The sequence below is a fragment of the Cognatishimia sp. F0-27 genome (genome assembly GCF_020667845.1).
In the GTDB taxonomy this organism is placed as follows: domain Bacteria; phylum Pseudomonadota; class Alphaproteobacteria; order Rhodobacterales; family Rhodobacteraceae; genus JAFMPQ01.
In genome coordinates, this window is record NZ_JAFMPQ010000027.1 from 1 (window position 1) to 26,104 (window position 26,104).

The window sequence follows — 26,104 nt, forward strand, 5'->3', positions numbered from 1 at the left end:
AATGAAATGGAGACTGGAAACCAAGGCCGCATGAGGTCAGAAATCAACCGACGGATTCTCTGCAAAGCTGGAGGGAAGTCGGGTCTCAGGTCACCGGTTTGAAATCGCCAGCGTTTGAGGCGCACGCTAGCATGAGAATTTCCTACTATCCAAGGTTGCGCCGTGGGCGAACCTTCATTTTTTGTCGCGGTCCAGTTTTTCCAGTAGCAGTTCCAGCAATCCGTCCAAGTCCTTGCTTTTTCCCGCGTTGCGGATCAGTTCCCGTTGCCTGACCAATGGTATCTGTCCATAGCTCGACAGCGTCGTGACAACACTCTCATGCCCGAGATTCTGGCTGAACGCTTTGAACTCCTCGGGCGTCCTGCAGGTGAGGTAGGCGTATTCAACGACAGTGTTACGAACCCGGTGCGGTGTGAAGTAGGGCAAGCCAGCGCCAGCAAATGCACGCATGAAAATTTTCCGAATTGGCTGGGAGTTTGACCAGACCTGCCGCTTGACCCCATCTACCACCGGTCCCAAAAGGGGATCGATCCTCTGCCGCGATTGAGGAAAAAGGGGATCGTCGGGCTGCCACCAGAGTTCGTCGCGAAGGTAGGCGACCCAAGAGAACAGAACGCCTTCAATCTCAGGTCCAAGCGGCAACAGTACCGACTCGATCAACTTGCTGTTCTTGGTGCGTACGGTTTTCGGGTCTTGTACGATCATCTGGCGTTCGATGTCCACATGGCCTAGCAGCAAAGAGGCGGCTGCGTTGTCGCGGATGCCGGTCATCATGAGAAGCGCAAATACCGCACGATCCCGCTTCTCCAAAATGGTCTCCGAAGGCATCGATGCCAATGCACGCTTTAATTGGTCCATTGTCGGTGAGGGCTTCGTCGGCGAAGATGTCGCCGCGCGAATGTCTTTTTCTGAGAGGTTGAAGTAGGCGATGGCGTTGGTGTCGATTTTGGATTTGAAGCCCGGCTGTACTGACAGCCACCGGAAGAACCGTTGCACCGCTTTCAAGGTCGACAGGACCGTCGAGTTTCCGAGGCGTACGCTTTCGTCGGCGGGGGAGGACAGCTCCGCCCTGAAGCCTTTCGCCTGATCGCGATTGAAGCGTCCAAAGTCGCAGAAACCAGTGTACTCCTCGAAGCGCAGGATCGCCTTTTCGACCCCGCGCACGGTGGCTTCGGACTTTTGATCCGCTTCGCGCAGGAACTCAGCGTAGTCACGCTTGATCCGTTCATTTTCCGCGTTGAGCTTGTCCATTTTCGTCTTGCTCCTTTTAGTCACCATCCAAGAGGGGAATGCTGCTCCCCTTTAGACTTGGGGTCCGCCTCTGGAGTGGCCCGAATGACGCCGTGTATTCTTGCAGCCTTGAAGCGCTCCCTGCGCGGCAGATTTTCCTGCCACATGTGCAGCACACCCCAACCAGACGAACCGTTTTCTCGTTGAGATCGTCTATGTGCACGGAACCCAGAATTGGCAGGCGTGGTGCGCGGCATGAAAGGCAGTACATCTCGTCCGGGCCACACTTTTTCTTCCGGCCTTTGGCACGCACGTCCAGATATCTCCGAAGCTCTACACCGTGGATCAGGGTTGGGTTCTGGCCATCAATCGAACCCAACCCGTTCTTCAGCCATCGACGCACTGTGTGAACATGAACTTCGAGAAGAGCCGCTACTTCGGGCACCGAGTAGGTGCGTCGGATTCGGATACGCCTGCGGTCCGGGCTCTTGATTCCCGACATCGTCTCGGCCCTAGTCGCTAGCCCGGATTTCCCGACCGCCGGTTCCCGCGAGACGAGGCGCGGCTGCGATCCAGGACTGCAAGTCCTCAAGGAAGTAGAAAGCGCGTCCTCCCAAAAGAACGTACTGCGGTCCTTGGCCCTTCATCGCCCAATCAGCGAGCGTCTTCGGTGAGCAGCCAAGGTAGCGGGCCGCGTTTTTGCGGTCCATCCGTCCGTCCGGGTGGATGAAAACGCGCTGCGTGTCAGTGTCAATCTTCATGGCTTGTTTCCTTGCTCAACAGGTTTTGCCAGTGGGTACAAGGGAAGAAAAGCAAGGTGCGTATTGAAACTCAATACGTAACGTGCAAAATGGATCATGACGGAACGTTTCGACACGAGGACATCATGGCAATCAAGGCTCCCAAAGGTGCAGGTTCCAAGCTTGGAAGGACCGAGACGGTATCGATTCGGCTCGATCCACGCCTGAATTATCTGTGTGAGTTGGCAGCTCGGTCTCAGCGGCGAACCAAGTCGTCATTCATTGAGGCGACTTTGGCCGAACACATTCAAACGCAGGTCATCAACAAGTGGCGCAACTCGGATTTTGATGAGCCGAATACTTTCGGAGAACGCGCGGATGTACTTTGGCACGTTCGCGAGAGCCAGCGTTTGGTATCACTCGGAATTGTCGCTCCGGAGTTGTTGACCTTCGAAGAGCAACACATTTGGGCGCTGATCGAAGAGAATGGGCATTTCTGGCGCGGTCGTTGGCGGGGGAACGATTGGGATTTCAACGTCAGTTTGGACACCATCATCAGAGAGCGGGTTGACGAATATTGGGAGGACCTAGTTGCGGTCGCGATGGGCGAGAAGAAGCCAGACGTCCTTCCCGGAGTTGGTACGCCGCCACCCAGTAGAGACATCGACGACGAGATTCTTTTCTAGAGGTTCATTGAAATGGCTATTCGCTTCACAAAGCTCACACGTCCTGCGATCCGTTCTCTGAAGTCAGGGGCTTCCATTTCGGAGCACGGGATCACCTTTCGACGGGATGGCAACGGCGACGGCGTCTATTCGGTCAACATCATGGTCGACCGTCGGCGAATTCATCGCGTGATCGGACGAGAGTCCGAGGGTGTGACGAGGCAGCAGGCGGAAGATTTCATCGCTCAAGCGAGAACTGATGCAAGGCGTCAGCGCTTGGAGTTGCCCGCAGGGCGTAAGACGCCACTGGGGTTCGAAGAAGCCGCTGACCGCTATGTACAGAGGCTTCGGGATAGTGACGGAAAAAACATCGACATCAAAGAGCGTCAGCTACGGCAGCACTTGGTTCCGTTCCTCGCAGCCAAGCCGTTGAGTACCATCGAGTCATTTGACGTTGAACGCTACAAGAAGGCCCGCCGCGCCGCGGGCGCAGCAAAGGCTACCGTGAACCGGGAATTGGCCACACTTTCACACCTGCTGAACCAAGCCGTCGAGTGGAAGTGGATCAAGAGCAAGTCGGTCAGGATCAATCGCTTCAAAGAAGATAACCAGCGGATCGTATACCTGACGGATGATCAGTGCGTCGCGTTGTTGAAAGCGGCAGCATCGGACCACAACGAAAACGTCCACGCCTTTGTCATGGTCGGGCTGCACACGGGGATGCGTCATGCGGAAATCCTCGCGATCCGTCGCGAAGACGTCGATGTCGGAAAGCGAGTGATCTGGGTGCCGCAGGCGAAGGCTGGATCTCGTGAGCAACCGATCACGCGCGAATTGGCCGATTATCTTGGAAGGCGCATGGATATGTTGCCGCCGGGCTGTGAGTGGTTGTTTCCCTCACCGGGAAGCGCCACCGGCCACGTCCATACTATCCGCAAGGCCTTTCGTCGTTCCGCTGAACGCGCTGGGCTTGATCCCAATCAGATCACGCCTCACACGCTTCGCCATACGGCGGTGACGCATCTGGTTCAGGCGGGTGTAGACCTGCCCACAGTACAGCGAATTTCCGGTCACAAGACATTGTCCATGGTTGCGCGCTACGCGCATCAAAGCGGGTCGCACATCGAAGCGGCGATGGATCGACTGGAAGGGCGGGTCAGCCGCACCCACGAAGACAACATCCGCAGGCTGAAGCCTAAAAGTTCGACCTGATTACACACGAATTACACGTGCACTTGAGTGCACCGAAGGAATGAAAGTCTAAGTCTTTGATTTTAATGGTGCCCGGGGGCGGAATCGAACCACCGACACGAGGATTTTCAATCCACTGCTCTACCCCTGAGCTACCCGGGCACGGGTGAACATTTCTGTTCGGGTGGCGGCGGTCTATCCGAGCTATGCGAGGGTGTCCAGAGGGTTTTCACGCGAATTTCAGACTTCTGTCCCGCTTTCCATGGATTGCGCACTTTCCTCTTGGGGCACGGCCACTTAAACCGCCTGCATGACAGCACCGACTCCAAGCCTGAAGCAGTTTTTTGATCATGGGTATGACGCCGTGATCGATGTCCGCAGCCCCGCGGAATATGCCGAAGATCACGTTCCCGGAGCGATAAACCTGCCCGTCCTCACCGACGCGGAACGCGCCGAGGTGGGCACCCTTTACAAACAGGTCTCGCCCTTCAAGGCAAGAAAGCTCGGTGCAGCCCTGGTCTTTCGGAATGCCGCGCATCATGTCGAGACGGCACTGGCGGAGTTTGACGGTGGATGGCGCCCCTTGGTCTATTGCTGGCGCGGCGGTCAGAGATCCGGAAGCTTTGCCTGGATGCTGCGCGAAATTGGTTGGCGTGCGGAGACCGTTCCCGGAGGCTATCGGACATTCCGGCGCCTCGTATCACAAGCGTTGTACGAAACCCCGCTGGACCATCGCATGGTCCAGTTGGGTGGCTTCACAGGCACGGCAAAAACCGCGCTCCTGCCGCGTTTGGCGGCGCTTGGCGTGCAGGTTCTGGATCTTGAAGGTCTGGCGCGGCATCGCGGATCACTGCTGGGCCACCTGCCCGGTGGGCAACCGTCGCAAAAGGCCTTCGAGACGGCGCTCATCGCTGCCCTGCACGGGCTCGACCCGGCCCGCCCTGTGCTGGTGGAGGCGGAAAGCTCGCGCATCGGCGCCCGGATCCTCCCGCCATCGGTCTGGGACGCCATGAAGACCGCACCCTGGATCGAAATCACCGCACCGCTGGATGCCCGCGCGCATTACCTGGCCGAAACCTATGCGGATATTCTCGAAGACGGACCCGCCCTGAAAGATACCCTCGACAACCTGCGTCGCTATCGTGGGCATGCGCTTGTGGATCAATGGCATGAGTTAATCGATGAGGGGCGCCGCGTTTCGCTTTGTGCATCTTTGGCGGCAGATCACTACGATCCGGCCTATGTAAAATCACGCCAGTCGAGCGCGCAAAACGTCGTCGCCACCCATCATGCAGCGGCTCTCGATGACAGCGCCCTCGACAAGCTGGCAGAAACCTTGGCGGCAGAAATTCACGCGATATCCAGCTGACCGGGTCGATCGGTCACAACGCCGATCACCCATGCAGGGGCTTGCCGGGACGCAAGAGCCGCCAGCGCAGCCGGCGCGTCGCTCACGGCGGCGAGCATTCCACCGCCGGTTTGCGGATCAAACAGCAGATCCGTTTCAGGCGTCGACGCCCAGTGCGGAGCAACGACGCGGTTCGCTTCGAACAGCGACGATCGAACGCCGCGCGCCGCAAGAACACGGGCGCCTTCGAGGAACGGAACCGACTTGAGGTCGATGACCGCCCCGACACCAGACGCGGCGCACATGTTTTCCAAATGCCCCGCGAGACCGAACCCCGTCACATCCGTCATGGCATGCGCGTTTGACAAGGCCGCAGAGGTGGCATCCGAGGGTTGCGTCATCGTCGACAAGGCATCGATCACCCAACTGCCCTGCGCCTCTCCAGCCATTTCGGCCGCCATAATGACCCCCGTGCCGAGGGGCTTGGTCAAAACGAGCGCATCCCCGGGCTGTGCACCGCTCAACAGGATCGGATCGCGCGTGCAAAGGCCGGTCACGGTGAACCCGATCGTCAATTCCGCGCCAAATGTGCTGTGCCCACCGGCAAGATGCGCCCCCGCGTCCTTGAACACGGAGCGCGCCGCTTCCGTGATCTCTGACAGGCTGCGCGCCGCGAGGGTTTCCGATTGTTTTGGCAGGATGACCGATAGCGTCGCCGCCTGGGGCTGTGCTCCCATCGCCCAGACATCACCCAGCGCGTGCACCGCGGCCACGCGTGTCATGGTGATCGGGTCCAGAACCATTGCCCGCAGGTGATCTGTGCTCATGACCTGACGCACGCCTCCGATTTCCAGAATTGCGGCGTCATCGCCAACTTCGGGATCACCCAGCGCGCGGATCAGGCTGGCGCGTCCGACCTTGCTGCCGCATCCCCCGCATAGCGGCTTGTGGCCCAGCGCCGCACCGCTCCCGCTGGCACGTGGCCAGGGCAGAACCGGCGCTGCGGCTTTCGGCAAATCGCGAAACTGCGCCATGAAACGTTGATCGATCCGGTCTTTCCACCGCCAAAGCCAGCCCCCCGAGGGCGCCATGCCAAAGCGGTCGGCAAGGGCCACGCGGTCTCCCATAGAGATCAGCTTGAGATAATCGCGCTGCGGGCGATAGGGCTTGAGGCCGCCCGTCCCGGCAAGGCGGCTGCGCAGGTTATGGAACAGAACGGGAGCCTGACGGACTGCAAAGACACCGGCTTTGGGCCGCGGGGCGTGGGTCATATGCGCGCAATCGCCAACCGCGAAGACCCGCGCATCGGAGCTGGAAAGCGTCTGATCCACACGGATGAAGCCATCATGAAGCGCCAGCCCGGAGTCGCTGAGCCACCCGTGTGGTCGCGCGCCCGCCGCGCCGGTGACAAAATCGGCCTCGACACTGCTGCCGTCAGCCAGCACAACACCGTCCGGCGCGATCCGGGTGACGGTTGCATTTTCGAGGATCTCGATACCGAAAGACAGCATTCCTTGCTTGAGCTTATGGGCGGAACGCGCGGGCAAATGCTCCAGCACTGCACCCCGGTCAACCACGGTGACGCGCGCAGAGCGCGCCGCCTTTTGAAGCGCATGTGCCAGCGCCATGGCGATCTCTACCCCGGCGACGCCCCCTCCAAGCACGACCACACGCGCCGGACCGGTGCCGGCAAGGTAATCGCGCCACGCATCGGCAAAGGGGCCAAGCGGCTTGGCCGGTGTCCCATGCTCGGCAAAGCCGGGAATGTCCGGCATTGCGCTGGTGATCCCCACATCGATCGAGGCCACGTCAAACCCGATATCCGGATAGCCCGCGACAGCGATGGTTCCGGCATCAAGGTCAAGGGCGGTTGCGGCGGCAGGAATGAGCCGCGCACCGGCAAATCGTGCCAATGCCACAAGATCGATATCCAGCGCTTCACGGGTATAGTGCCCTGCCAGAAAACCGGGCAACATGCCGGAATATGGCGCGGTCGGCCCCGGATTGATCACCGTCACCCGCGCCCCCGGTAGCGGGTTCATCCCCCATTTACGCAGCACAAGCGCATGCGTGTGACCACCCCCGACCAAAACGAGATCCCGGCTGAAAGGCAGATCCGACCTGTGCATGAAACGCTCCCTGACCGTTGCGTGCTGGCATTACCACAGCTTTATCGCGCCGCCCATGCCGCCGATCCGACCAGACGCAACGCGGTTGTCTGGGTTCAAGGGCAACGGACAGCGGCTGTGCACGGCATCCCCGAAAAACGCGTTTCCCGCCGGGGGGTGAAACGACCCCAGGTCTTGGTGCGCGTCGGGTTGTCCGACGTGCCACAAGCCCTTCCGCATTCAGGCGGCCAGCTTGCCGCCCAGTCTGGTCAACATCTCAAGACAGCGGACAAGCTGCTCTTCTGCAAGATATTCATCAGGCTTGTGGGCCTGCGAGATCGAGCCCGGGCCACAGACGACCACATCCATGCCAAGCGCTTGAAAGATGCCCGCCTCCGTCCCGAAGGCGACGACATCGGCACTGTCGCTGCATGTCAGTTCCGCAAGAATGCGCCGTGCTTCATTGCCCGGCACGGGTTCCAACCCATCCACCTCGCCGATGACCTCCGTATGGATCCGGGCCTCGGGGCAGACCGCCTGCATCTGCGGCAAAAGGATCTCATGCACATAGGTTCGCAGATCCTCGCGCACAAAGGCGCCATCATTTGCCTGCACGGGGCGCATTTCCCATTCGACGATGGCGTGATCCGCGATGACGTTATGCGCGATCCCGCCATGCAACGCGCCCGTGTTGATCGTGGTCCAGGGCGGATCAAACCGGCTGGTTTTCGGCGCACGCGCCTTGAGGATTTCGCGCAGTTCCATCAGGCGCGCGACATAGCGCACGGCATATTCCACCGCGTTGACACCCTGATCCGGCGCGGAACCATGCCCGGCAAGCCCCTCGAAATGGGTCGTATATTCACAACAGCCCTTGTGCCCCTCGATGATCCGCATCTCCGTGGGCTCGCCGATGATCGCAACAGAGGGCGAAAGCCCCTTTGCACGCAGGCTGTCGGCCAGCGCTTGCGCCCCCACACAGCCGACCTCTTCTTCATAAGTGAAGGCGAAATGCACCGGCCGGTTTCGCACCACCTGCGCATAATAGGGAGCCATTGTGACCGCCGCCGCGATGAACCCCTTCATGTCACAGCTGCCGCGACCGAAAAGCTTGGCATCCCGCCGGATCATGTCGAACGGATCATGCGTCCAGTCCTGATCCGTGACGGGAACCACATCGCTGTGCCCAGACAGCACGATCCCGCCATCGGCGTCCGGGCCGATGGTCGCAAAGAGGTTGGCCTTGCTGCCCTCTTCGTTGTGAAACAGATCAACCCGCGCTCCGGCGTCCTCAAGCCAGTTGGCGAGATTGGCAATCATGTCGAGATTGCTGTCAGACGAGACCGTAGGAAACGCGATAAGCTCATTCAAAAGCGAAATGGTGTCTTCTAGCTGATCCATATCAGTCCTTAACGAAAAGCTGCCGCGGCACGGTGCACAGGGCTTCCGCCGCGCCAGTCTCCCTGATGAGAATCGTCTCGGTGGTTTCAAGCCCCCAATCGTCCATCCAGAGGCCCGGCATGAAATGAAAGGTCATGCCCGGTTCAAGCACCGTCTCGTCGCTCGCGCGCAGGCTGATCGTCCGCTCTCCCCAGTCGGGCGGATAGCTGAGACCGATCGGGTAGCCGCAGCGCCCGGTGCGATCAATCCCGGCGCGCGCCAATTCGGCGGTCAGCGCATTGGCGATGTCGCAGGCCCGGTTGCCCGCCCGGGCCGCCTCAAGCCCTGCTTCGAGCCCGGCGCTCAGCGCTTCGGAGGCGGCAAGCATCTCCGCCGGTGGCGTGCCAAGGTGAACAGTCCTGCAGCACGGCGCATGGTAGCGCCTGTAACAACCCGACAGTTCAAAGAATGTCGCCTCCCCGGTGCGCATCTCGTCGCCATTCCACGTCAGATGCGGCGCGGTTGCATCGAGCCCGGACGGTGTCAACGGCACAATCGCGGGGTAATCGCCCCAATCGCCTCCAACGCCATAGGCGCTCGCCTGAAGGATGTCTCCCACAAGCTCGTTTTTGCGTTTGCCGGGCTCGGCCCGATCGATGGCGGTTGTCACGATCTTTTCAGAGATGCGCGCCGCGCGGCGGATGAAATCCAGTTCGGCATCAGACTTGACGGCCCGTTGCCAATTCACCAACGCCGTCGCATCTACGAATTCCGCCTCGGGCAGCGCCCGTGTCAGAACCTCGTGCGCCTTCGCAGAATAGTAATAGTTCTCCATCTCGATGCCGATCCGCGCGCGTTCGAAGCCACGGGCCTTGAGCAGCTCGGCAAGATCCTGCATCGGGTGGCGGGTCGTCGATTGCACAAAGGTATCCGCATAGCCGTGGATATGCGCCTCTTCCATCCAGACCGTGCGTTTGGCCCCGAACGCATCCATGAAACGGCCCCACCAATCCGGCGCGCCCTCCTGCCCCAGCAACACGCCCTGATGGACATAGAAGGACCAGCCGTCATAGCCGGTCAGCCAGGCCTGGTTTGACGGATCCGTGACAAAAAGCACATCGACACCGGCCCGTTCCATGGCGGTGCGGGTTTTGGCAATCCGACGCGCATATTCCGCATCACTGAATGGAGCATACCCCTTTGGCATCAACAGGTTCCCTTGTTTTCAAACAGGTGGCGCGGGATTGATTGACCGGTGCGGCGGCCTCAACTCCAAGCCTAGACTTGCGCGCGGGTCTGCGCACGTCTTTTTGCGCGGCGACACTCTCTGTGTGCCGAACGACACGGCATGCCTGAGACACTCCGAAAAGGCCACGCACAGGGGGTGCAAACGGGGCACGCACACGGGATACGCTCCGGCTGTGCTCTGGTCCGGTGCGCTCCTGATCATAGCCGGCGCACGCGAAAACGATGCCATTTCAGGTTCGAACCGCCTGCGTCAAAATCGGGGCTGATCGGCTGTCACGCTCCGACACGGGTTGCATGTCACTGTCTCATCTTCGCGCCGGTGGGATCGTAGAGCGCGCCGTCAACCACCTCCGCGTCATGGAGCTCGCCCAGAATCTCGACCTGAAGCCTGCGCCCCGGAGCCGCGTGCTCGGCAGCGACGTAGCCCATGGCCATGGATACCCCCAGACGATGACCATAGCCGCCGGATGATACGTAGCCCACCGCGACGCCGTCCCTCAGGATTGCCTCGTCACCGCTCACGTCGATCCCGTCCACGGCGATGGTCAGCGTGACCAGCCTCTGTTTCGGTCCAGCGGCGCGGATGGCTTGCGTGGCTGCCTTGCCAACAAAGTCTTTCTTCCAGTTGATGAACCCGTCCATCCCGGCGGCGACGGCATCAAAATCGGGGCGGTATTCCAGCGTCCAGACGCCCCACCCCTTTTCAAGGCGCATCGACATCAGCGCCCGCGCCCCGTACCAGCGATAGCCCAGATCCGCACCGGCCGCCTCGATCGCTTCGGCAAGGCGCAAAAGAAAGGGCGGCTTGCAATAGATCTCATACCCCAGTTCCCCGGAGAAGCTGATCCGGTTCAGGATCACGGGCACGCCCCCCACAAAGGTCTGGCGCAGGTCACGGAATCGGAATGCCTCGGCACTCACGTCATCGCGGGTGAGCCGCGCCAACAGGGCGCGGGACTTCGGCCCGGACAACGCGATGCCGTGCCAATCGTCGGACATATTGGCATAGGCCACATCGGCAGGCAGATCCTTTTCGAACCACCGCCTGTGCGCTTCCTGCATCGCACCCGAGCCAAACAGCATGAAGTGACCTTCAGCAAGACAGGCCACCGTCAGGTCACCGTAGAGTTTACCCCTCGGCGTGAGCATGGGGGTCAGCGTCAAGCGCCCCGGTTTCGGCAGATGACCAGCCAGCACATGATCCAGATAGGCGCGCGCGCCGGGGCCTTTGAATTCATGCTTGGCGAAATTGGCGATCTCGATCCCGCCCACGGCCTCCTGCACCGCATGCACCTCACGCGCGACGTAGTCATGGCTGCGATTGCGCTCGAAGGTCGGGGTTTCATGGGCATCCTGGGGGTCATCGGCAAACCAAAGCGCATGCTCAAGGCCAAAACTCTGCCCCATCAGCGCCCCCCGGGCGACGAGCCGATCATGGAGCGCCGTGGTCTTCTGCATCCGGCCCTTGGGCAAGGTCTCGTTCGGAAACGTCATCACGAAGCGGCGTTCGTAATTTTCGGACGATTTGATGGTGCCCCAATCCGGGGTCGCAAAATCGCCGAACCGCGCCACATCCATGGCCCAGACATCGATTGACGGCTCACCGTTGATCATCCATTCGGCCATGGTAAGCCCGACGCCGCCACCTTGACAGAAACCGGCCATGACCCCGACCGCAACCCAGTAGTTCTTCATCCCGGGCACCGGGCCAATCATCGGGTTTCCATCCGGACCGAAGGTGAAGGGACCGTTGATCATGTCCTTGATCCCCGCCTCCCCGATTGTCGGGATGCGCTCGAAAGACATCTCCAACCGGTCCGCGATGCGATCGAGGTCGGGCGGCAACAGCTCATGACCGAAATCCCACGGTGTGCCGTGAACCTTCCAAGGCGTCGATTTGGGCTCATAGGTGCCGAGCAGCATGCCATGGCGCTCCTGACGGAAGTAGATATTGGCCTCGTAATCTATCCCCGCCGGAAGACGCCCGGCCTCGCCCATATCGGCCATGCGCTCCGCGATCACCGGGATCGTGTCGGTGATCAGGTAGTGATGCTCCATCGGCTGCACAGGCAGGTGCACACCCGTCATCTGCCCCACCTCCCGCGCCCAAAGGCCGCCGCAATTGACGATCTGTTCCGCGTTGATCATGCCCCGCGGCGTGCTCAGGTCCCATGACCCGTCCGGGCGCTGCGCAATCGCCGTGACGCCGCAATGCGTGAAATACTGCGCGCCATGCACGCGGGCGGCCTTGGCAAAGGCATAGGTGGCACCGGATGGATCAAGATCGCCGTCCTGGTCATCCCACAGGGCGGCATGGTAATGCCGAGGGTCGATCAGCGGGTGCCGCTCCGCCAGTTCTTTCGGCGAAATGAATTCCTGATCCAACCCCATGTAGCGGGCTTTGGACCGCTCGCGCTTGAGATAGTCATACCATTCCTTCGTCGAGGCGGCATAGAACCCGCCCGTGATATGCAGGCCGACCGAATGGCCGGAGGTTTCCTCAATCTCCTTGTAGAGATCGATTGTATAGCTTTGCAGGCGCGAGATGTTGGGGTCGGAGCTGATGGTGTGGATCTGGCCCGCGGCGTGCCAGCTTGACCCGGAGGTCAGCTCATCGCGTTCTAGCAGCACCACGTCCTTCCAGCCGAATTTGGCGAGATGGAAGAGGATCGAACAGCCGACAACACCACCCCCGATAATGGCGACCTTGGCATGGGATGGGAGCGGCTTGCCGGTGGCTGCTTCATCCTTCTGGATCTCGGGCATGGCGTTCATCCTCTTCTTTGCCGACACCGCGTTTGCCTGTGAGCGCGCCGCATGCGCCGTCCGGGCGCGCCCCGCTGTGCGGCCTTACGCACCACCGATCCGGGGCCGCGCCTCCGCAACCGGGCCGACAGGCACCTGTCATGCATAGCGCGATCGATGCGGGCCTGTGACGGTTGATAAATTCAATGCTTTGGATAGTTTCAAATTATGCAAAACCTTTGGTCTCATCTGGCATCACCCCGGCACCTCATGGTGTTCGAAGTCGCCGCAAGGCGCAGCTCCTTCACATTGGCCGCCCAAGAACTGAACGTTCAGCAACCGTCTGTCAGCGCCTCCATCAAGCAACTTGAGATGGCGCTTGGCGTATCGCTCTTTCAGAGAAGCCATCGTCGCATAAGTCTGACCCATGCGGGTGACCGGCTTTTCGCCGATGTGACCCGCGCCTTCAAACTGCTCGACGACGCCGCCACGACGATCCGGCAGACCGCAAACAGCGACCACGTCACCCTGAGCGCCTCGTCTGCGTTCAACCATTACTGGATGCTGCCGCGGCTGGGGCGGTTTCAACGCAACCATCCAGATATTGACCTGCGCCTGCAATCAAGCGACCGCGAGCCCGATCTGAACACCGAACCGATCAGCCTTGCCGTCCGCCTTGGCACGGGGCAATGGCCCGGATGCGACAGCGTCTTTCTGGCGGATGAGATCATCTACCCCGTGGCCGCACCGCGCGTGATGAAGGCGGCCGCCCCCCTGCACGCCGTTTCAGACCTGTTGCGCCAGCGCCTGATTCACCTCGAAGAACCCATTCGGGCACGCCCGTCCTGGGCGCAATGGTTCCGCCAGTTCGGCATTCACGAACAGCCCCCGCGCAGCGGCTTGCGTCTGAACGACTACGCGATGGTGCTTCAGGCCGCCTTGGCGGGCGAAGGGTTCGCCTTTGGCTGGCATCACGTTGTCGAGCCGCTCGTTCAACAAGACATGCTGGTTGCCCGCCCCGACTGGGCGTGGAAGACCGGGCGCGGGTTCTATCTCGTCTGGTCCAGGGAGCGCCCCCTTCAACCAAAGGCTCAGATCGTGCGCGACTGGGTGGCAAGCACACCGGCGACGCAGGATGCACCGTCCATCTTGCCTTAGCGGCAACGCATCAGGCGGAAGCGGCGCCGGTTCTGTCAGGAAAACCCGGTGTTGCGACGGGCTGTCCCCATCGAGTGGTCCGGTTTGAGTGTTGGTGCATGCTCGGCTTCCGGTCCCTCGCGACGATGCTTTCTGGCGCCGGTGATCGACAGCCCACGGCCCTGTGCGGTCAGCGCCATGCTCAGGTCCATTCCTCTTTGGAGATCTGCATCGTGCGCAGCCGGGAATAAAGCGTTGTTGGCTTGATCCCCAGCAACGCCGCTGCTCCCGTGCTGCCGGAGACCCGCCCACCCGTTTCACGCAACGCCGCAAGCGTGTTTTCGCGCGCCAAGGCCTGCATTTGCGCTTCTGTCCGGAACGCGGTGCTCGCGGACTGCTCCGGTGCTGCGCCCGCCATCTCGACAACCAGTTTGCGGTCTTGCGACACGATCGCCGCGCGCTCCATGACATTGTGCAATTCACGCACATTGCCCGGCCATTCGTAGGCTTGCAGCTGTTGCACCACGCCTTCGGTCAGCACAGGCTCGGGACGGTTCAGACGGGCGCACGCCAGCTTGAGCAGATGCACCGCCAGGAGCGGAATGTCTTCCTGCCGGTCGCGCAACGGCACGCAGGCGATTGGAAACACGTTGAGAAACAGATGCAGATCTTCGCGCAGCGTTGTCGAGCGGCGCGCCTGCGCGTCCGACAAGGCCGTGGACGCAATCACGCGGATGTCGAGCGGCTTTTCGCGTGTGTCACCGATCCGGGTGACCGCCTTCGTTTGCAAAGCCGCCAGCAGCTTGCCCTGAATCTCGAAAGGCAGTTCTTCCACATCGTCAAGAAACAGCGTGCCGCCATGCGCCAGTTCGAGTTTGCCGGCCTTGTCGCGGGTCGCGCCGTTCGGAGCGCCGCGCACCTGCCCGAACAGCTCCGCCTCCACCTGCTCCGGGGAGACCGAGCTGCATTTGAAATGGATCAAGGGACGGCGCGCCCTTGGACTTGCCTTGTGGATCGCCGCCGCCACCAGCGATTTACCCGTTCCGGTTTCGCCGCTGATCAGCACGGTGGCTTCCGTTTTCGCCACGAGATCGATCCGGGTGATCGTCTGGCGGATCGCAGGAGAGACTCCGATGATGTCGTGATGCGCACGGGCCGTGGAAATGGCTTCCTGCAGATAGGCGTTTTCCTGTTCCAGCCTGTCACGCAGAGCAGCAACTTCCGAAAGCGCGTCCCGAAGCTTGCGCTCGTTTTCCTTGCGCTCGGTGATATCTCGAAAGATTACCACTGCTCCGGCGAGGATCTGCTGATCATAGATCGGCGTCGAGACGTATTCCACGCGGATCGGCTTGCCATCCTTTCGCCAGAACACCTCATCCTCGATACGATTGACCTGTTCGAACCGGAAAGAGCGGTAGATGGGACAATCATGCGACGGGTAAACCTCCCCGTTCAGATGATGATGGTGGATCATCGAATGAATGTCCTTGCCGAGCAGGTCCTCGATGGTCCAGCCGAGCATGTCTTGCGCGGCCCGGTTCACAAAGGTGGTTTTGCCCTCGGCGTTCACCCCGTAAATGCCCTCCCCCGCCGCGTTCAAAATCAGCTGGTTCTGGCGTTCCAGCTCCGCAAAGAAGGTTTCCGTGCGCTTCCATTCAATCAGGCCCGCGCGAAAGGTTTCCGCCGCGGCCGCCTGTTCGGCGCGGCGCTCCAGCTCGGTGAGGTCCGCGAGGCTCAGCATGATCCAGCCCGGCTTGCCTGTCACGGGACGCGCCATCAATTCACATTTGAGCCCGTGGCCACCCGGACCGGTCAGGATGACGTCGCGCGTCCAGCCCGTTCCCCGGTGATCCACCTCATCGAGAAAGACCACGAATTGAGAGAGCGCTTTTCCAAGGTATCGGGAGAAGGGTTTTGGCTTGGCATCGGTGCTTCCGGCCAGCAGCCGGGCCGCTTCCGGGTTCCAGTCCACGACAAGATCCCGCGCGGTGTCCAGCACCAACGCCGGCTGGGGAAAAGCCGCCAAGAGAGAATCGGTTTTGTCCATGTGCGCCACCTCGACCCCAAGCATAACGCTGCAATGCGGCAGAAGCTAACGATATTTCGTAAATTATAATATTTCGTAATTATGCACGAGGCAGTAAGGACATAAATCACTGTTAATATTACACTTTACTTGACGCCCAAATTTTGTGCGCCGGGTTTCATCCATGCGGTCTGTCTTCCATCATGGGGTCAACAACTCCGACAGAGGGAAGTCCCATGACGATCAAGAGCCTTGGAAATCCGTATTCCGAAAAGACCGATCTGCGGCATGGTGCCGACTGTGGTTGCGACAGCTGTCTGTCTGGCCATGGCCATGACAAGGACCATGTCGAACCCACACGCATGTCCGCGGAAGACATGTTGGAACGCGCGGTTGAAAGCGCGGTCGTCCGGTCCGTGTTTGGCCACAACGACATCGGACGGCGATCCTTCATGGGCATGCTCGGCGGGTCCACCGTTGCGGCAGCGCTCGCCTCGGTCTTTCCATTGAACGAGGCAAAAGCCGCCATTCTCGACGAACTGGGACCGCCGGAAAAGACCGACCTCAACATCGGGTTCGTTCCGATCACCTGCGCAACACCGATCATCATGGCGCAACCGCTCGGTTTCTACGAGCGCTACGGATTGAACGCGCAGGTCATCAAGACCGCTGGCTGGGCCGTGGCGCGCGACAAATCCCTGTCCGGTGAATACGACGCCAGCCACATGCTGACGCCGATGCCGCTGGCCATGACGCTCGGGGCCGGATCCGTCGCCGAACCCTACATCATGCCCGCGGTGGAAAACATCAACGGTCAGGCCATAGTCCTGTCCAATGAGCACCTCGACAAGCGGGACCCGAAACAGTGGAAGGGCTTCACCTTCGGCGTGCCGTTCGAATATTCGATGCACAACTTCCTGCTGCGCTACTACGTTGCGGAATTCGGTCTGGACCCGGATGTGGACATCCAGATCCGCGTGGTGCCGCCGCCGGAAATGGTCGCCAACCTGCGCGCAGGAAACCTCGACGGCTATCTCTCGCCCGACCCGTTCAATCAGCGTGCCGTCTGGGAAGGCATCGGCTTTATCCACCTTCTGACCAAGGACATCTGGGAAGGCCATCCGTGCTGTGCGTTTGCCGCGCCTCTGAGCTTTGCAACCGAGTTGCCGAACACCTACGGCGCGTTGCTGAAATCCATTATCGACGCAACGCAATACGCCTCGAACCCGGACAACCGGAAGGAAATTTCGGAAGCCATCGCACCGACGAACTACCTCAACCAGCCGGTCCCGGTGATCGAGCAGGTTCTGACCGGCACATTTGCCGATGGTCTGGGCGAGGTGCAGCGTGTGCCGGACCGGATCGACTTCGACCCCTTCCCGTGGCACTCGATGGGCGTGTGGATCCTCACCCAGATGAAGCGCTGGGGCTATATCGAGGGCGACGTGGACTACCGTGGCGTGGCCGAGCAGGTCTATCTCGCAGCCGACGCAAAGAAGGTGATGGAAGAGCTCGGATACGACGCGCCGGACATCACGTACAAATCACACACCATCATGGGCAAGACATTCGATCCCGCGGAACCGGAAGCCTATGTGTCCAGCTTCCCGATCGGGAAAGGGTAACCGATGTTGGACAATCTTTCAGTCAACAAGCGCGCCGCGATCTTGTCGATTGTCATGCTGGTTGTCGGCCTCCTGATCTGGGAGGCCGCCATCCCGGCACAGAAAGCCGCCGGCGAGCTCACGGAATACGAACGCCTGACCGGCGGCGGTGCCCAGAAGGCTGGCGTGCCGCCGCCCAGCCAGGTGATCGTGAAAGCCTGGCAGGAACTGTCAAACCCGTTTTATGACGCCGGCCCCAATGACAAGGGCATCGGCATCCAGATCGGCTATTCGATCTATCGTGTTCTGTCGGGCTACTTCCTCGCGGCGCTGGTCGCGATCCCGTTGGGCTTTCTCATCGGCATGAGCCAGACAGCTTACAAGGCATTCAACCCGTTCATTCAGGTTCTGCGGCCGATCTCGCCTCTGGCATGGATGCCGCTGGCGTTGTTCATCATTCAGGACAGCGAGGCCTCGGCGATTTTTGTCATCTTCGTGTGTTCGATATGGCCGATGCTGCTCAACACCGCCTTCGGCGTCGCGGGCGTGCGAGAGGACTGGGTCAATGTGGCCCGAACCCACGAGCTGGGCGCTCTCAAGACGGCCTTCACCGTGATCCTGCCAGCCGCCGCACCGACAATCGTGACCGGTATGCGCATCTCCATCGGTATCGCCTGGCTGGTGATCGTCGCCGCAGAGATGCTCGTCGGTGGCACAGGGATCGGCTACTATGTCTGGAACGAGTGGAACAATCTCGACCTGACCTCCGTCATCTTCTCAATCCTCATGATCGGCGTTGTCGGCATGATGCTGGATGCCGTCTTCGGCGTGCTCCAGCGCGCTGTTGCCTACGCAGAATAAGGTGTTCCTCATGTCCAAACCGTTTCTCAGCATCGAGCGGCTGACCCAGCAATACCCGGATGGTCAGGGCGGCACCCTGACTGTCTTCGAGAATGCCAGTTTCGGCATCGAGAAAGGCGAATTCGTCTGTATCCTCGGCCATTCCGGATGCGGCAAGTCTACCATCATGAATATCCTCGCCGGGTTGGCCGAGCCGACTTCCGGCGTGGTCAAGATGGACGGATTTGCCGTTTCCGGCCCCTCCTTGGACCGCGGCGTGGTCTTTCAGAACTACTCCCTGCTGCCATGGCTGTCCGCGCTCAAGAACGTGACGTTCGGGATCAAGGCGCGCTATCCGTCCTGGTCTGCCGACAAGGTCGAAGCGCATGCGCGGGACTTTCTGGCAAAGGTCGGGCTTGAGGGTGACGTGGTTTACCGCAAGCCCAGCCAGTTGTCCGGCGGCATGCGACAGAGGGTGTCCATTGCTCGCGCCTTTGCCAACCACCCAAAGCTGCTGTTGCTCGACGAGCCTTTTGGCGCGCTCGATGCCCTGACCCGTGGCACCATCCAAGAGGAGCTGCTGAAGATCTGGAGCGGGACGGAACAGACCGTGTTCATGATCACGCATGACATTGACGAGGCGATCTTGCTCGCCGATCGCATCCTGCTCATGACCAACGGGCCCTTTGCGCGGGTGGCGGAATCCGTGGAGATCACCATACCGCGCCCCCGCAGCCGAACCGAGATCGTGGAACATCCAAACTACTACGCGATCCGCAACCACCTTGTGCAATTCCTTGGCCAGCGCTCCAAGGAACTCGCCGGACAGCAGAGCGATGTCCCCGATCAACGGCCAGAGACCGTCCGGATCGACGTGTCCGAGACCGAAACCGCCACGGAAGGCAGCGCGCCGCCGCCCTTGCGGGCGGTCAATACCTGAGCAGGTCCGGCATGACCCTGATAACTGCCCCACGTGCACCGCTTCCGCCCTTCTCTCGCGAAGAAGCGATAACCAAGGTGCGCATGGCCGAGGACGCCTGGAATGGCCGCGATCCCGCCAAGGTTGCGCTCGCCTACACGCCAGACACACGCTGGCGCAATCGCAGCACCTTCCTCAACGGGCGTGCGGAGGTCGAGGCTTTCCTGACGCGCAAATGGCAAACCGAAAACGGCTATCGGCTGATCAAGGAGATCTGGTCCCATGCCGAAAACCGGATCGCGGTGCGGTTTTGCTACGAATGGCACGATGCGGAGGGCCAGTGGTTCCGCGCGCATGGAAACGAAAACTGGGCGTTTGATGCTCTTGGTTACATGGCCGAGCGCCACGCCTCGATCAACGACGTCCCGATTGCCGAAGAAGATCGCCTGTTTCACTGGCCGCAGGGCAGAAGACCGGATGATCACCCCGGCCTGACCGAACTGGGCCTGTAGCCCGCCGCAAAACGAAAAATACCCACATCACGAGGAGGACAAGGAATGAAAGACAATTATGAGGTGCCAACCATGATGACCAAGGAAGACGTGACCATGATGATCCTGTCTGCCAAGAAGCAGGCCGGGATGACATGGGAGGGCATTGCCGAGAAGATCGATATGTCCCCGGTCTGGACCCATTCGGCCTGCATGGGCATGAACGCATTTCCCAAGGAAAAGGCCGAAGCGCTGGTGTCGGTGATGGGGTTGCCACAAGAGGCCGCAGGCGTGCTCGAAGAGCCGCCAACCAAGGTCTGGGAACAGAGCGTGCCGACAGACCCTTGCATCTATCGCTTCTACGAGATTGTCGGTGTTTACGGCCCCACGCTGAAAGCCTTGATCGAAGAGAAGTTCGGCACAGGGATCATGTCCGCCATCGATTTCGACATGTCCGTCACGCGCGTGCCGCATGAAAAGGGCGACCGGGTCAAGGTCGAGATGTCGGGCAAATACCTGTCCTACAACGCTTGGTAAGAGCCATCTGCCGCCCTGATGGCAACTCGGCCGGGCAGGCGCCTGCGTCACTGTTCGCCCCGCCTGCCCTGTCCCGCCAATCAAAAATGGCCGCTCCGGTGTTCACGGGGCGGCCGTCTTCTTTTTGAACCGTTGCAACGGGTGCGGAGGACACAGCGCGACCGCGCCGGACATCAAACCGGACCCATCCCAAACACGGAGCCGGCTTTCAGAAAATGACGGTTCGGGACGCGCTGGTGGCATCAAAGCGCCCAGCGCATCCGAGAGACCACCGCGCCGATCACAGCCGACAACAAATCCGCCTGACAGAGCCGGCAACGGCCAGTGTCAGGACGTCTCCGCAATCACCAGCCTGTGCAGGACCCGGCGCACGAACGGCGCAACCAAGAGCACCGCCGGAAATGCGATTGCCCAGGACGACACCCACGATGACACCCAAGCCCCCAGGAAATGCGGCACAAGGCCGATAGCAAGGAACGTCGACACACCGGAGATGATGAACGACATGAAGCACGACAGCAGCAAACCGAACGCGATATGCTCCAGACTACGCGGGATGAAGGGACGCATTTTGACCTCCTTCCTTATTCTGCGGCAGCCGGGCGGCCAGACAGGCTATGCCATGCGTCGAATTGGGACAGGAACACGCGCCCGCCCATCTCTTCGATGAAATGGGACCGTTTCAACCGGTCCATCACCGGCCCCTTGACCTCGGATAGATGCAGCCGGACGCCCATGTCCCGAAGCCGGTGATTGATCGCTTCGAGGCTCTCGAGCGCCGAGAAATCCACCTCGTTGACCGCCGAGAACATCAAGACCACATCGCGTATCGCGCAGCCCTCCGTCACGCGGGATTGGACAAGGTCTTCGAGAAAGCGCGCGTTCACGAAGTAGAGGCTCTCGTCCACCCGCAGCGTCAGCACCGCAGGGTCGGTTTCGACCACATGGCGATGAATGTTGCGGAAATGCTGGGTGCCCGGGACCAGCCCCACCTCCGCCACATGCGGGCGGGACGTCTTGTAGAGATGCAACAGGATGGAAATGGCAACGCCGGATGCGACACCGACCTCGACCCCGAACCCGAGGGTCAGGAAGATGGTCGCTGCAACCGCGATGAAATCCGCGCGCGAGTAACCCCAGGTCTTCTTGAGGATCGACAGATCGACAAGGCTCAGCACGGCGACGATGATGGTTGCGGCCAGGGTGGCATTGGGCAAGTAATAGACCAGCGGCGTCAACGCCACAGCAGCGAAGGCAAGGCCGACCGCGGTAAACGCGCCCGCTGCCGGTGTCTCGGCCCCGGCGTCGAAATTGACCACTGACCGCGCAAATCCGCCCGTGACGGGGTAACCGCCTGTGAAGGCCGCGCCAAGATTGGCCGCGCCCAGACCGATCAACTCCTGATCGGGGTCGATGCGCTGCCGCTTCTTCGCGGCGAGGGTCTGCGCGACAGACACGGATTCCACGAAGCCGATGACGGAGATCAGGATCGCCGGGACAAGAAGCGCGCCCACGAGGTCCGGGGACAACCCCGGCAGGGTCAGCGGCGGGAGACTTTGCGGCACGGCTCCGACGATTTTTACGCCGCTCTCATCGAGGCCGAACGCCCATACCGAGAGCGTGGTCACGACCACTGCCGCAACCGGTCCGGCCTTTGTCAGAATGTCCGCCAGAAGCGGCGATGCTCCGAGCCGTCGCAGCGTCGGCTTGAGGTTCTTGCGCACCCAGAACAGAAACGCCGTGGCCGTGACGCCGATCACAACGGTGATGACATTCACATCCCCGAGATGCGCATAGATCGAGCCCAGCATTTCCGGCAGCGTGTGACCATGCGCGCTCACACCAAGAATGTGCTTGAGCTGACTGGTTGCGATGAGAAGTCCCGACGCCGTAATAAAGCCAGCGATCACGGGATGGCTGAGGAAGTTCGCCAGAAACCCGAGCCGGAAAACCCCCATCAGGACAAGAAACCCACCCGACAGGAATGCCAGCGTCAGAGCCGCGACCGCATAGCCGGCCGTGCCCTGTTCGGCCACCTGCCCTATGGCCGACGCCGTCAAGAGCGAGACAACCGCGACCGGCCCGACGGCCAAGGCCCGGCTTGTTCCAAAAATCGCGTAGAGCACGATCGGCGCAATGGAGGCATAGATCCCGGCCTCGGGTGGCAGTCCGGCAAGAAGCGCGTAGGCGAGCGATTGCGGAATGAGCATGATTGTCACGATCACTGCCGCGATCATGTCATTGGAAAAGGCCTTGCGGTCATAGGATCGCCCCCAGTCAAGAACGGGAACATATCGGCGAAGCTGTTCGATCATCATGTCTTCCAGTGAAACGGGGCGGACGCAGCCTCATGGCTCCGCCCGCCGGTCGGCGCGCGTCTGCAAATGCAGCGCGCAACCGGATGTGTGGTCTATTCGGCGGCGACCTTGAGCTTTTCGGGCTTTGCCATCCATTCCTTTCCCTTGAGCATCGCTCTCCAGTAAATCGGCGGCAGCACCGCTTCCTTGAGAAACCACGCCGCGCGGCTCGGCCGCGTACCATCGATCAGGAAGGACGGGAAGCTCGGCTTGAGCGCGCCGCCATAGCCGAATTCCGCAAGCACGATCTTGCCGCGTTCCACCGTGAGCGGGCAGGAGCCGTAGCCATCGTATTGCGCGACCGCGGAGCGCCCGGCGATGTCGGCAACGATATTATCGGCCACCGTGGGCGCCTGTTTACGCGCGGCAGCGGCGGTTTTTGCGTTCGGCGCATTCATCACGTCCCCAAGCGACCAGACATTGTCATAGGTCTTGTGGCGCAGCGTGGCCTGATCCACATCGACCCAGCCCGCCGCATCGGCCAGCGGCGAGACCCGGATGAAATCCGGCGCGGTCTGTGGCGGACAGACATGCATCATGTCGAACTCGACGGTGACTTCTGTCGGAGCGGCATTCGGGTTGGCAACCTTGAACGTGGCCTGTTTCGCGGGCCCATCGACCGCAATCAGGTTGTGAAAGAAGTTCAGCGTCGCGTCGTATTTCTCCACATACTCCATCAGGGCCGGGACGTAATCCTTGACTCCGAAGAGAACGCCGCCGGCATTCATGAACTGGATGTCGATATTCTTGAGTGCACCGTTGCGCAGCCATGCGTCCGCGGAGAGATACATCGCCTTTTGCGGCGCACCGGCGCATTTGATTGGCATCGGCGGCTGCGTGAAAAGCGCCCGGCCGTGCTTCAGCGCCTGCACTTGCTGCCAGGTATAGGGCGCAAGGTCATAGCGGTAGTTCGACGTGACGCCGTTGCGGCCAAGCGTTTCTTCCAGACCTTCGATCTTGTCCCAGGCCAGCTTGAGCCCGGGGCAGACCACAAGGCGGTCATATTTCACCACACGGCACCCGTCGAGGATCACGGCATTGTTGTCCGGCTCAAACGCGGCGACCGCCGATTTGATCCAATGCACGCCCTTCGGGATCAGGCTGCCCATGGTTTTGGCCGTGCTCTGGGCATCGAAAACACCGCCACCCACCATCGTCCAGCCGGGCTGATAATAGTGGATATCGGCCGGATCGATGAGCGCGATATTCAGGCCCGGCTTGCGCGCCTTCAGGCTTGCCGCGACCGAAATGCCACCGGCCCCCGCACCGACGATCACCACCTGAAAATGCGCATCCCCCATATCGGTCGGGGTCTTGCCGCCATTGGCAATGCGCCGGGCGACACCGTTCATGTCATAGCCCGCCGCCTTTGTGGCCGCGAGGATCTCCGGCATCGGGCGTTTCTTGGCCTCATGAAACGACCACAGCGTGGCCGAGCGGGTGCCCGTTCGGCAATAGGCCAGAACCGGGCGCTGCACGTCTTTCAGCGTGTCGCCGAAAGCCGCAACATCGTCATCGCGCACCATTCCCGCCGTGATCGGCAGGTAACGCGCGTCGAGCCCCGCCGCCTTGGCCGCGGCTTCGATCTCCTCGAAGGACGGCTGGTCGGCCCCTTCCCCGTCAGGTCGGTTGCAGATGATGGCGCGGAAGCCCGCTGCCTTGATCGCCGCGATGTCGCTCGCCGCGATCTGCGGGCTGACCGTGAATTTGTCGCTGATCTTGCGCAAGTCCATCACGCACCCTTTCCTTGACGTCCGAAATCGGCGCCGGTGACATGCCCGTCACCATTCCGGTCGAGCATGGCCAGCCAATCTGCGGACCGTGCCAGAAATTCCGCGCGCGAAACGCGGCCATCGGCGTCAGCATCGTTGAAGGCCAACGTCATGCCTTCGGATGCGCGGCGCATGCCCTTGCCGTGGCCGGCATTGTCTTTCATGTCATTGGCGCGCGCTTCGTCGAACAGATCGTATTCCGCGCGGTCCAAAACGCCGTTCTCATCCGCATCGAAGGTCATGAACACATCCGCGCGCCGGGATTCGATATCTGCGAGCGTCACGGCGCCATCGCCATCGACATCCCAGTTCTCGACAAAATGCCCGCCCGGTTGCGGGGTCTCAGCGGACACTGGCGCACAGAGCGCCAGCAAAGCCAGTGTAAGCAGGGTTCGTTTCATGGTTTTGTGCTTCCTACAGCCCGTTCACGGGCACTTTGAGCATGGGGTTGCCGTCTTTGTCGGTCGGCACTTCACCTGCGCGCATATTGACCTGAAGCGACGGGATGATGAGCTTGGGCATGGCAAGCTGGGCATCCCGCTCCGTGCGGAACTTGACGAAGTCTTCTTTCGTCTTGCCGCCGCCCACATGGATGTTGTGGGCCTTTTCTTCACCAACGGTGGTTTCCCACTGGATGTCGCGACCGTTGGGCCCGTAATCGTGGCACATGAAGAGGCGCATCTCGTCCGGCAAGGCGAGCACCTTCTGGATGCTGTCATAGAGCACGCCGGCATCCCCACCCGGAAAATCGGCACGGGCGGAGCCGCCATCGGGCATGAAGAGCGTGTCACCGACAAAGGCCGCATCCCCCATCACATGCACCATGCAGGCCGGTGTATGGCCGGGGGTGTACATGGCAAAGGCGGTCATATTGCCGATCTTGTAGGTATCGCCATCTTCGAACAGCCTGTCGAACTGGCTGCCGTCGCGTTGGAATTCCGTGCCTTCGTTGAACACCTTCCCGAACGTGTCCTGCACGACCATGATCTTCGAACCGATGCCGATCTTGCCGCCCAGCTTTTGCTGGATATAGGGCGCCGCGGACAGGTGATCCGCATGCACATGGGTCTCGATGATCCATTCCAGCTTGAGCCCTTGGGTCTCGATCTGGCGGATCAGCTCGTCGGCGTGATCATAGGTGATGCGCCCGGCGGCGTAGTCGATATCCATAACGCTGTCGACAATGGCACAGGCATTCGAGGTCGGATCCTTGACGATATAGCTGATCGTGTTGGTCGCCTCGTCGAAGAATGCCTGAACGTCGGGCTTGATCTCAAGATTGACAGGATAGTGTGTCATGTTTCGGGTCTCCTCCAGAAACGAATTACGATGCGGGCGCGACGCTGCGCGCGGCAAGAGATTGCGAGAAACGGGCAAGAAAGATCCCGCCGATCATCGCAATGGTGAATAGGATAACGTCCCAGCGGCCGGTTCCGAGCGCGGGCAGCGCACCACCGGGGCAGAAACCGGCGATGCCCCAGCCAGCGCCGAAGAAGGCCGCGCCGCCCACCAGTTTGGCGTCGATGCTCCGGTTCGTCGGCAAGGCGAAACGATTTTCAAACACCGGGGCAGATCGGCCGAACACAAGCTTGTAGCCAACAAAGGTCGTGACGAGCGCACCGCCCATGACAAAGGCAAGCGACGGATCCCAAACGCCCGCGATGTCGAAAAAGTTCAGAACCTTGGCCGGATTGGCCATCCCCGAGATGGAAATGCCCACCCCGAATACAAGGCCGATCAGATACAGAACGAGCAGTTTCATGGTC

General features: G+C 60.8%; 24 protein-coding genes and 1 tRNA gene. 9 read left to right on the forward strand and 16 right to left on the reverse strand.

Going from position 1 to position 26,104, the window contains the following annotated elements:
* Positions 1–174 precede the first annotated feature (174 nt).
* The 3 genes from xerC to J1C49_RS14530 are packed head-to-tail and all read right to left on the reverse strand — an operon-like array spanning position 175 to position 1,991.
* Positions 175–1,251 carry a tyrosine recombinase XerC gene (xerC, locus tag J1C49_RS14525; RefSeq protein WP_227446560.1) on the reverse strand — a complete coding sequence of 359 codons (1,077 nt, stop codon included), beginning with the start codon at positions 1,249–1,251 and terminating at the stop codon, positions 175–177.
* A gap of 16 nt (positions 1,252–1,267) precedes the next feature.
* The gene (locus J1C49_RS21975; RefSeq protein WP_370639420.1) at positions 1,268–1,732 is read right to left on the reverse strand and encodes a helix-turn-helix domain-containing protein; all 465 of its coding nucleotides are present in this window, start codon (positions 1,730–1,732) and stop codon (positions 1,268–1,270) included.
* Between the two features lie 10 nt (positions 1,733–1,742).
* Positions 1,743–1,991, reverse strand: coding sequence for an AlpA family transcriptional regulator (locus tag J1C49_RS14530; protein WP_227446561.1), 249 nt, complete (start codon positions 1,989–1,991; stop codon positions 1,743–1,745).
* 125 nt (positions 1,992–2,116) lie between these two features.
* Between J1C49_RS14530 and J1C49_RS14535 the strand changes: the two genes are divergently transcribed.
* Both J1C49_RS14535 and J1C49_RS14540 read left to right on the forward strand, forming a co-directional pair.
* On the forward strand, positions 2,117–2,656 hold the full coding sequence (locus tag J1C49_RS14535; protein WP_227446562.1) for a hypothetical protein: 540 nt from the start codon (positions 2,117–2,119) through the stop codon (positions 2,654–2,656).
* Positions 2,657–2,668: 12 nt separating this feature from the next.
* Entirely contained in the window at positions 2,669–3,847 is a 1,179-nt protein-coding gene (locus J1C49_RS14540; RefSeq protein WP_227446563.1) for a site-specific integrase, read from the forward strand.
* Between the two features lie 66 nt (positions 3,848–3,913).
* On the opposite strand, the gene J1C49_RS14545 is transcribed toward J1C49_RS14540, so the two are convergent.
* Positions 3,914–3,988, reverse strand: a tRNA-Phe gene (locus J1C49_RS14545).
* A 148-nt stretch (positions 3,989–4,136) separates the two neighbouring features.
* On the opposite strand from J1C49_RS14545, the gene mnmH reads away from it, so the two are divergent.
* Entirely contained in the window at positions 4,137–5,195 is a 1,059-nt protein-coding gene (gene mnmH / locus J1C49_RS14550) for a tRNA 2-selenouridine(34) synthase MnmH (protein WP_227446564.1), read from the forward strand.
* On the opposite strand, the gene selD is transcribed toward mnmH, so the two are convergent.
* The 4 genes from selD to J1C49_RS14570 all read right to left on the reverse strand — a co-directional run bounded on the left by selD (position 5,177) and on the right by J1C49_RS14570 (position 12,676).
* Complete coding sequence (selD, locus tag J1C49_RS14555) at positions 5,177–7,303, reverse strand: selenide, water dikinase SelD (protein WP_227446565.1); 2,127 nt, start codon at positions 7,301–7,303, stop codon at positions 5,177–5,179. The genes mnmH and selD overlap by 19 nt on opposite strands.
* Positions 7,304–7,522: 219 nt before the next feature.
* Positions 7,523–8,683 carry an acetylornithine deacetylase gene (gene argE / locus J1C49_RS14560; protein ID WP_227446566.1) on the reverse strand — a complete coding sequence of 387 codons (1,161 nt, stop codon included), beginning with the start codon at positions 8,681–8,683 and terminating at the stop codon, positions 7,523–7,525.
* A 1-nt stretch (position 8,684) separates the two neighbouring features.
* Entirely contained in the window at positions 8,685–9,869 is a 1,185-nt protein-coding gene (locus J1C49_RS14565) for a M24 family metallopeptidase (RefSeq protein WP_227446567.1), read from the reverse strand.
* A gap of 338 nt (positions 9,870–10,207) precedes the next feature.
* Positions 10,208–12,676, reverse strand: coding sequence for an FAD-dependent oxidoreductase (locus tag J1C49_RS14570; RefSeq protein WP_227446568.1), 2,469 nt, complete (start codon positions 12,674–12,676; stop codon positions 10,208–10,210).
* Positions 12,677–12,925: 249 nt separating this feature from the next.
* Between J1C49_RS14570 and J1C49_RS14575 the strand changes: the two genes are divergently transcribed.
* On the forward strand, positions 12,926–13,813 hold the full coding sequence (locus J1C49_RS14575; RefSeq protein ID WP_227446569.1) for a LysR substrate-binding domain-containing protein: 888 nt from the start codon (positions 12,926–12,928) through the stop codon (positions 13,811–13,813).
* A 35-nt stretch (positions 13,814–13,848) separates the two neighbouring features.
* Here J1C49_RS14575 and J1C49_RS14580 read toward each other — a convergent pair whose 3' ends face one another.
* Both J1C49_RS14580 and J1C49_RS14585 read right to left on the reverse strand, forming a co-directional pair.
* Positions 13,849–13,992 (reverse strand): hypothetical protein, encoded by a 144-nt coding sequence (locus tag J1C49_RS14580; protein ID WP_227446570.1) that lies wholly within the window; start codon positions 13,990–13,992, stop codon positions 13,849–13,851.
* Between the two features lie 2 nt (positions 13,993–13,994).
* A complete protein-coding gene (locus tag J1C49_RS14585) occupies positions 13,995–15,839 on the reverse strand; it encodes a sigma 54-interacting transcriptional regulator (RefSeq protein WP_227446571.1) in 1,845 nt (614 codons plus the stop codon).
* 215 nt (positions 15,840–16,054) lie between these two features.
* Here J1C49_RS14585 and J1C49_RS14590 point away from each other — a divergent pair, with 215 nt between their 5' ends.
* The 5 genes from J1C49_RS14590 to cynS are packed head-to-tail and all read left to right on the forward strand — an operon-like array spanning position 16,055 to position 20,209.
* On the forward strand, positions 16,055–17,443 hold the full coding sequence (locus J1C49_RS14590) for a CmpA/NrtA family ABC transporter substrate-binding protein (protein ID WP_227446572.1): 1,389 nt from the start codon (positions 16,055–16,057) through the stop codon (positions 17,441–17,443).
* A 3-nt stretch (positions 17,444–17,446) separates the two neighbouring features.
* Complete coding sequence (gene ntrB / locus J1C49_RS14595) at positions 17,447–18,283, forward strand: nitrate ABC transporter permease (RefSeq protein WP_227446573.1); 837 nt, start codon at positions 17,447–17,449, stop codon at positions 18,281–18,283.
* A gap of 10 nt (positions 18,284–18,293) precedes the next feature.
* Entirely contained in the window at positions 18,294–19,202 is a 909-nt protein-coding gene (locus J1C49_RS14600) for an ABC transporter ATP-binding protein (protein WP_227446574.1), read from the forward strand.
* Positions 19,203–19,213: 11 nt separating this feature from the next.
* Positions 19,214–19,693: a nuclear transport factor 2 family protein gene (locus J1C49_RS14605; RefSeq protein WP_227446575.1), complete on the forward strand. Its 480-nt coding sequence runs from the start codon at positions 19,214–19,216 to the stop codon at positions 19,691–19,693.
* A gap of 45 nt (positions 19,694–19,738) precedes the next feature.
* Positions 19,739–20,209 carry a cyanase gene (gene cynS, locus J1C49_RS14610; protein ID WP_227446576.1) on the forward strand — a complete coding sequence of 157 codons (471 nt, stop codon included), beginning with the start codon at positions 19,739–19,741 and terminating at the stop codon, positions 20,207–20,209.
* A gap of 327 nt (positions 20,210–20,536) precedes the next feature.
* Here cynS and J1C49_RS14615 read toward each other — a convergent pair whose 3' ends face one another.
* From J1C49_RS14615 to J1C49_RS14640, 6 genes are all read right to left on the reverse strand, one after another.
* Positions 20,537–20,779 carry a DUF2798 domain-containing protein gene (locus J1C49_RS14615; protein ID WP_227446577.1) on the reverse strand — a complete coding sequence of 81 codons (243 nt, stop codon included), beginning with the start codon at positions 20,777–20,779 and terminating at the stop codon, positions 20,537–20,539.
* A gap of 14 nt (positions 20,780–20,793) precedes the next feature.
* The gene (locus J1C49_RS14620) at positions 20,794–22,524 is read right to left on the reverse strand and encodes a SulP family inorganic anion transporter (RefSeq protein WP_227446578.1); all 1,731 of its coding nucleotides are present in this window, start codon (positions 22,522–22,524) and stop codon (positions 20,794–20,796) included.
* 95 nt (positions 22,525–22,619) lie between these two features.
* On the reverse strand, positions 22,620–24,299 hold the full coding sequence (locus J1C49_RS14625) for a bifunctional protein tyrosine phosphatase family protein/NAD(P)/FAD-dependent oxidoreductase (RefSeq protein WP_227446626.1): 1,680 nt from the start codon (positions 24,297–24,299) through the stop codon (positions 22,620–22,622).
* Positions 24,299–24,739 (reverse strand): EF-hand domain-containing protein, encoded by a 441-nt coding sequence (locus tag J1C49_RS14630; RefSeq protein ID WP_227446579.1) that lies wholly within the window; start codon positions 24,737–24,739, stop codon positions 24,299–24,301. The genes J1C49_RS14625 and J1C49_RS14630 overlap by 1 nt, the downstream gene beginning before the upstream one ends.
* Positions 24,740–24,752: 13 nt before the next feature.
* The gene (locus tag J1C49_RS14635; RefSeq protein WP_227446580.1) at positions 24,753–25,637 is read right to left on the reverse strand and encodes an MBL fold metallo-hydrolase; all 885 of its coding nucleotides are present in this window, start codon (positions 25,635–25,637) and stop codon (positions 24,753–24,755) included.
* Between the two features lie 25 nt (positions 25,638–25,662).
* Positions 25,663–26,100, reverse strand: coding sequence for a DUF6691 family protein (locus J1C49_RS14640; protein ID WP_227446581.1), 438 nt, complete (start codon positions 26,098–26,100; stop codon positions 25,663–25,665).
* Positions 26,101–26,104: the final 4 nt, after the last annotated feature.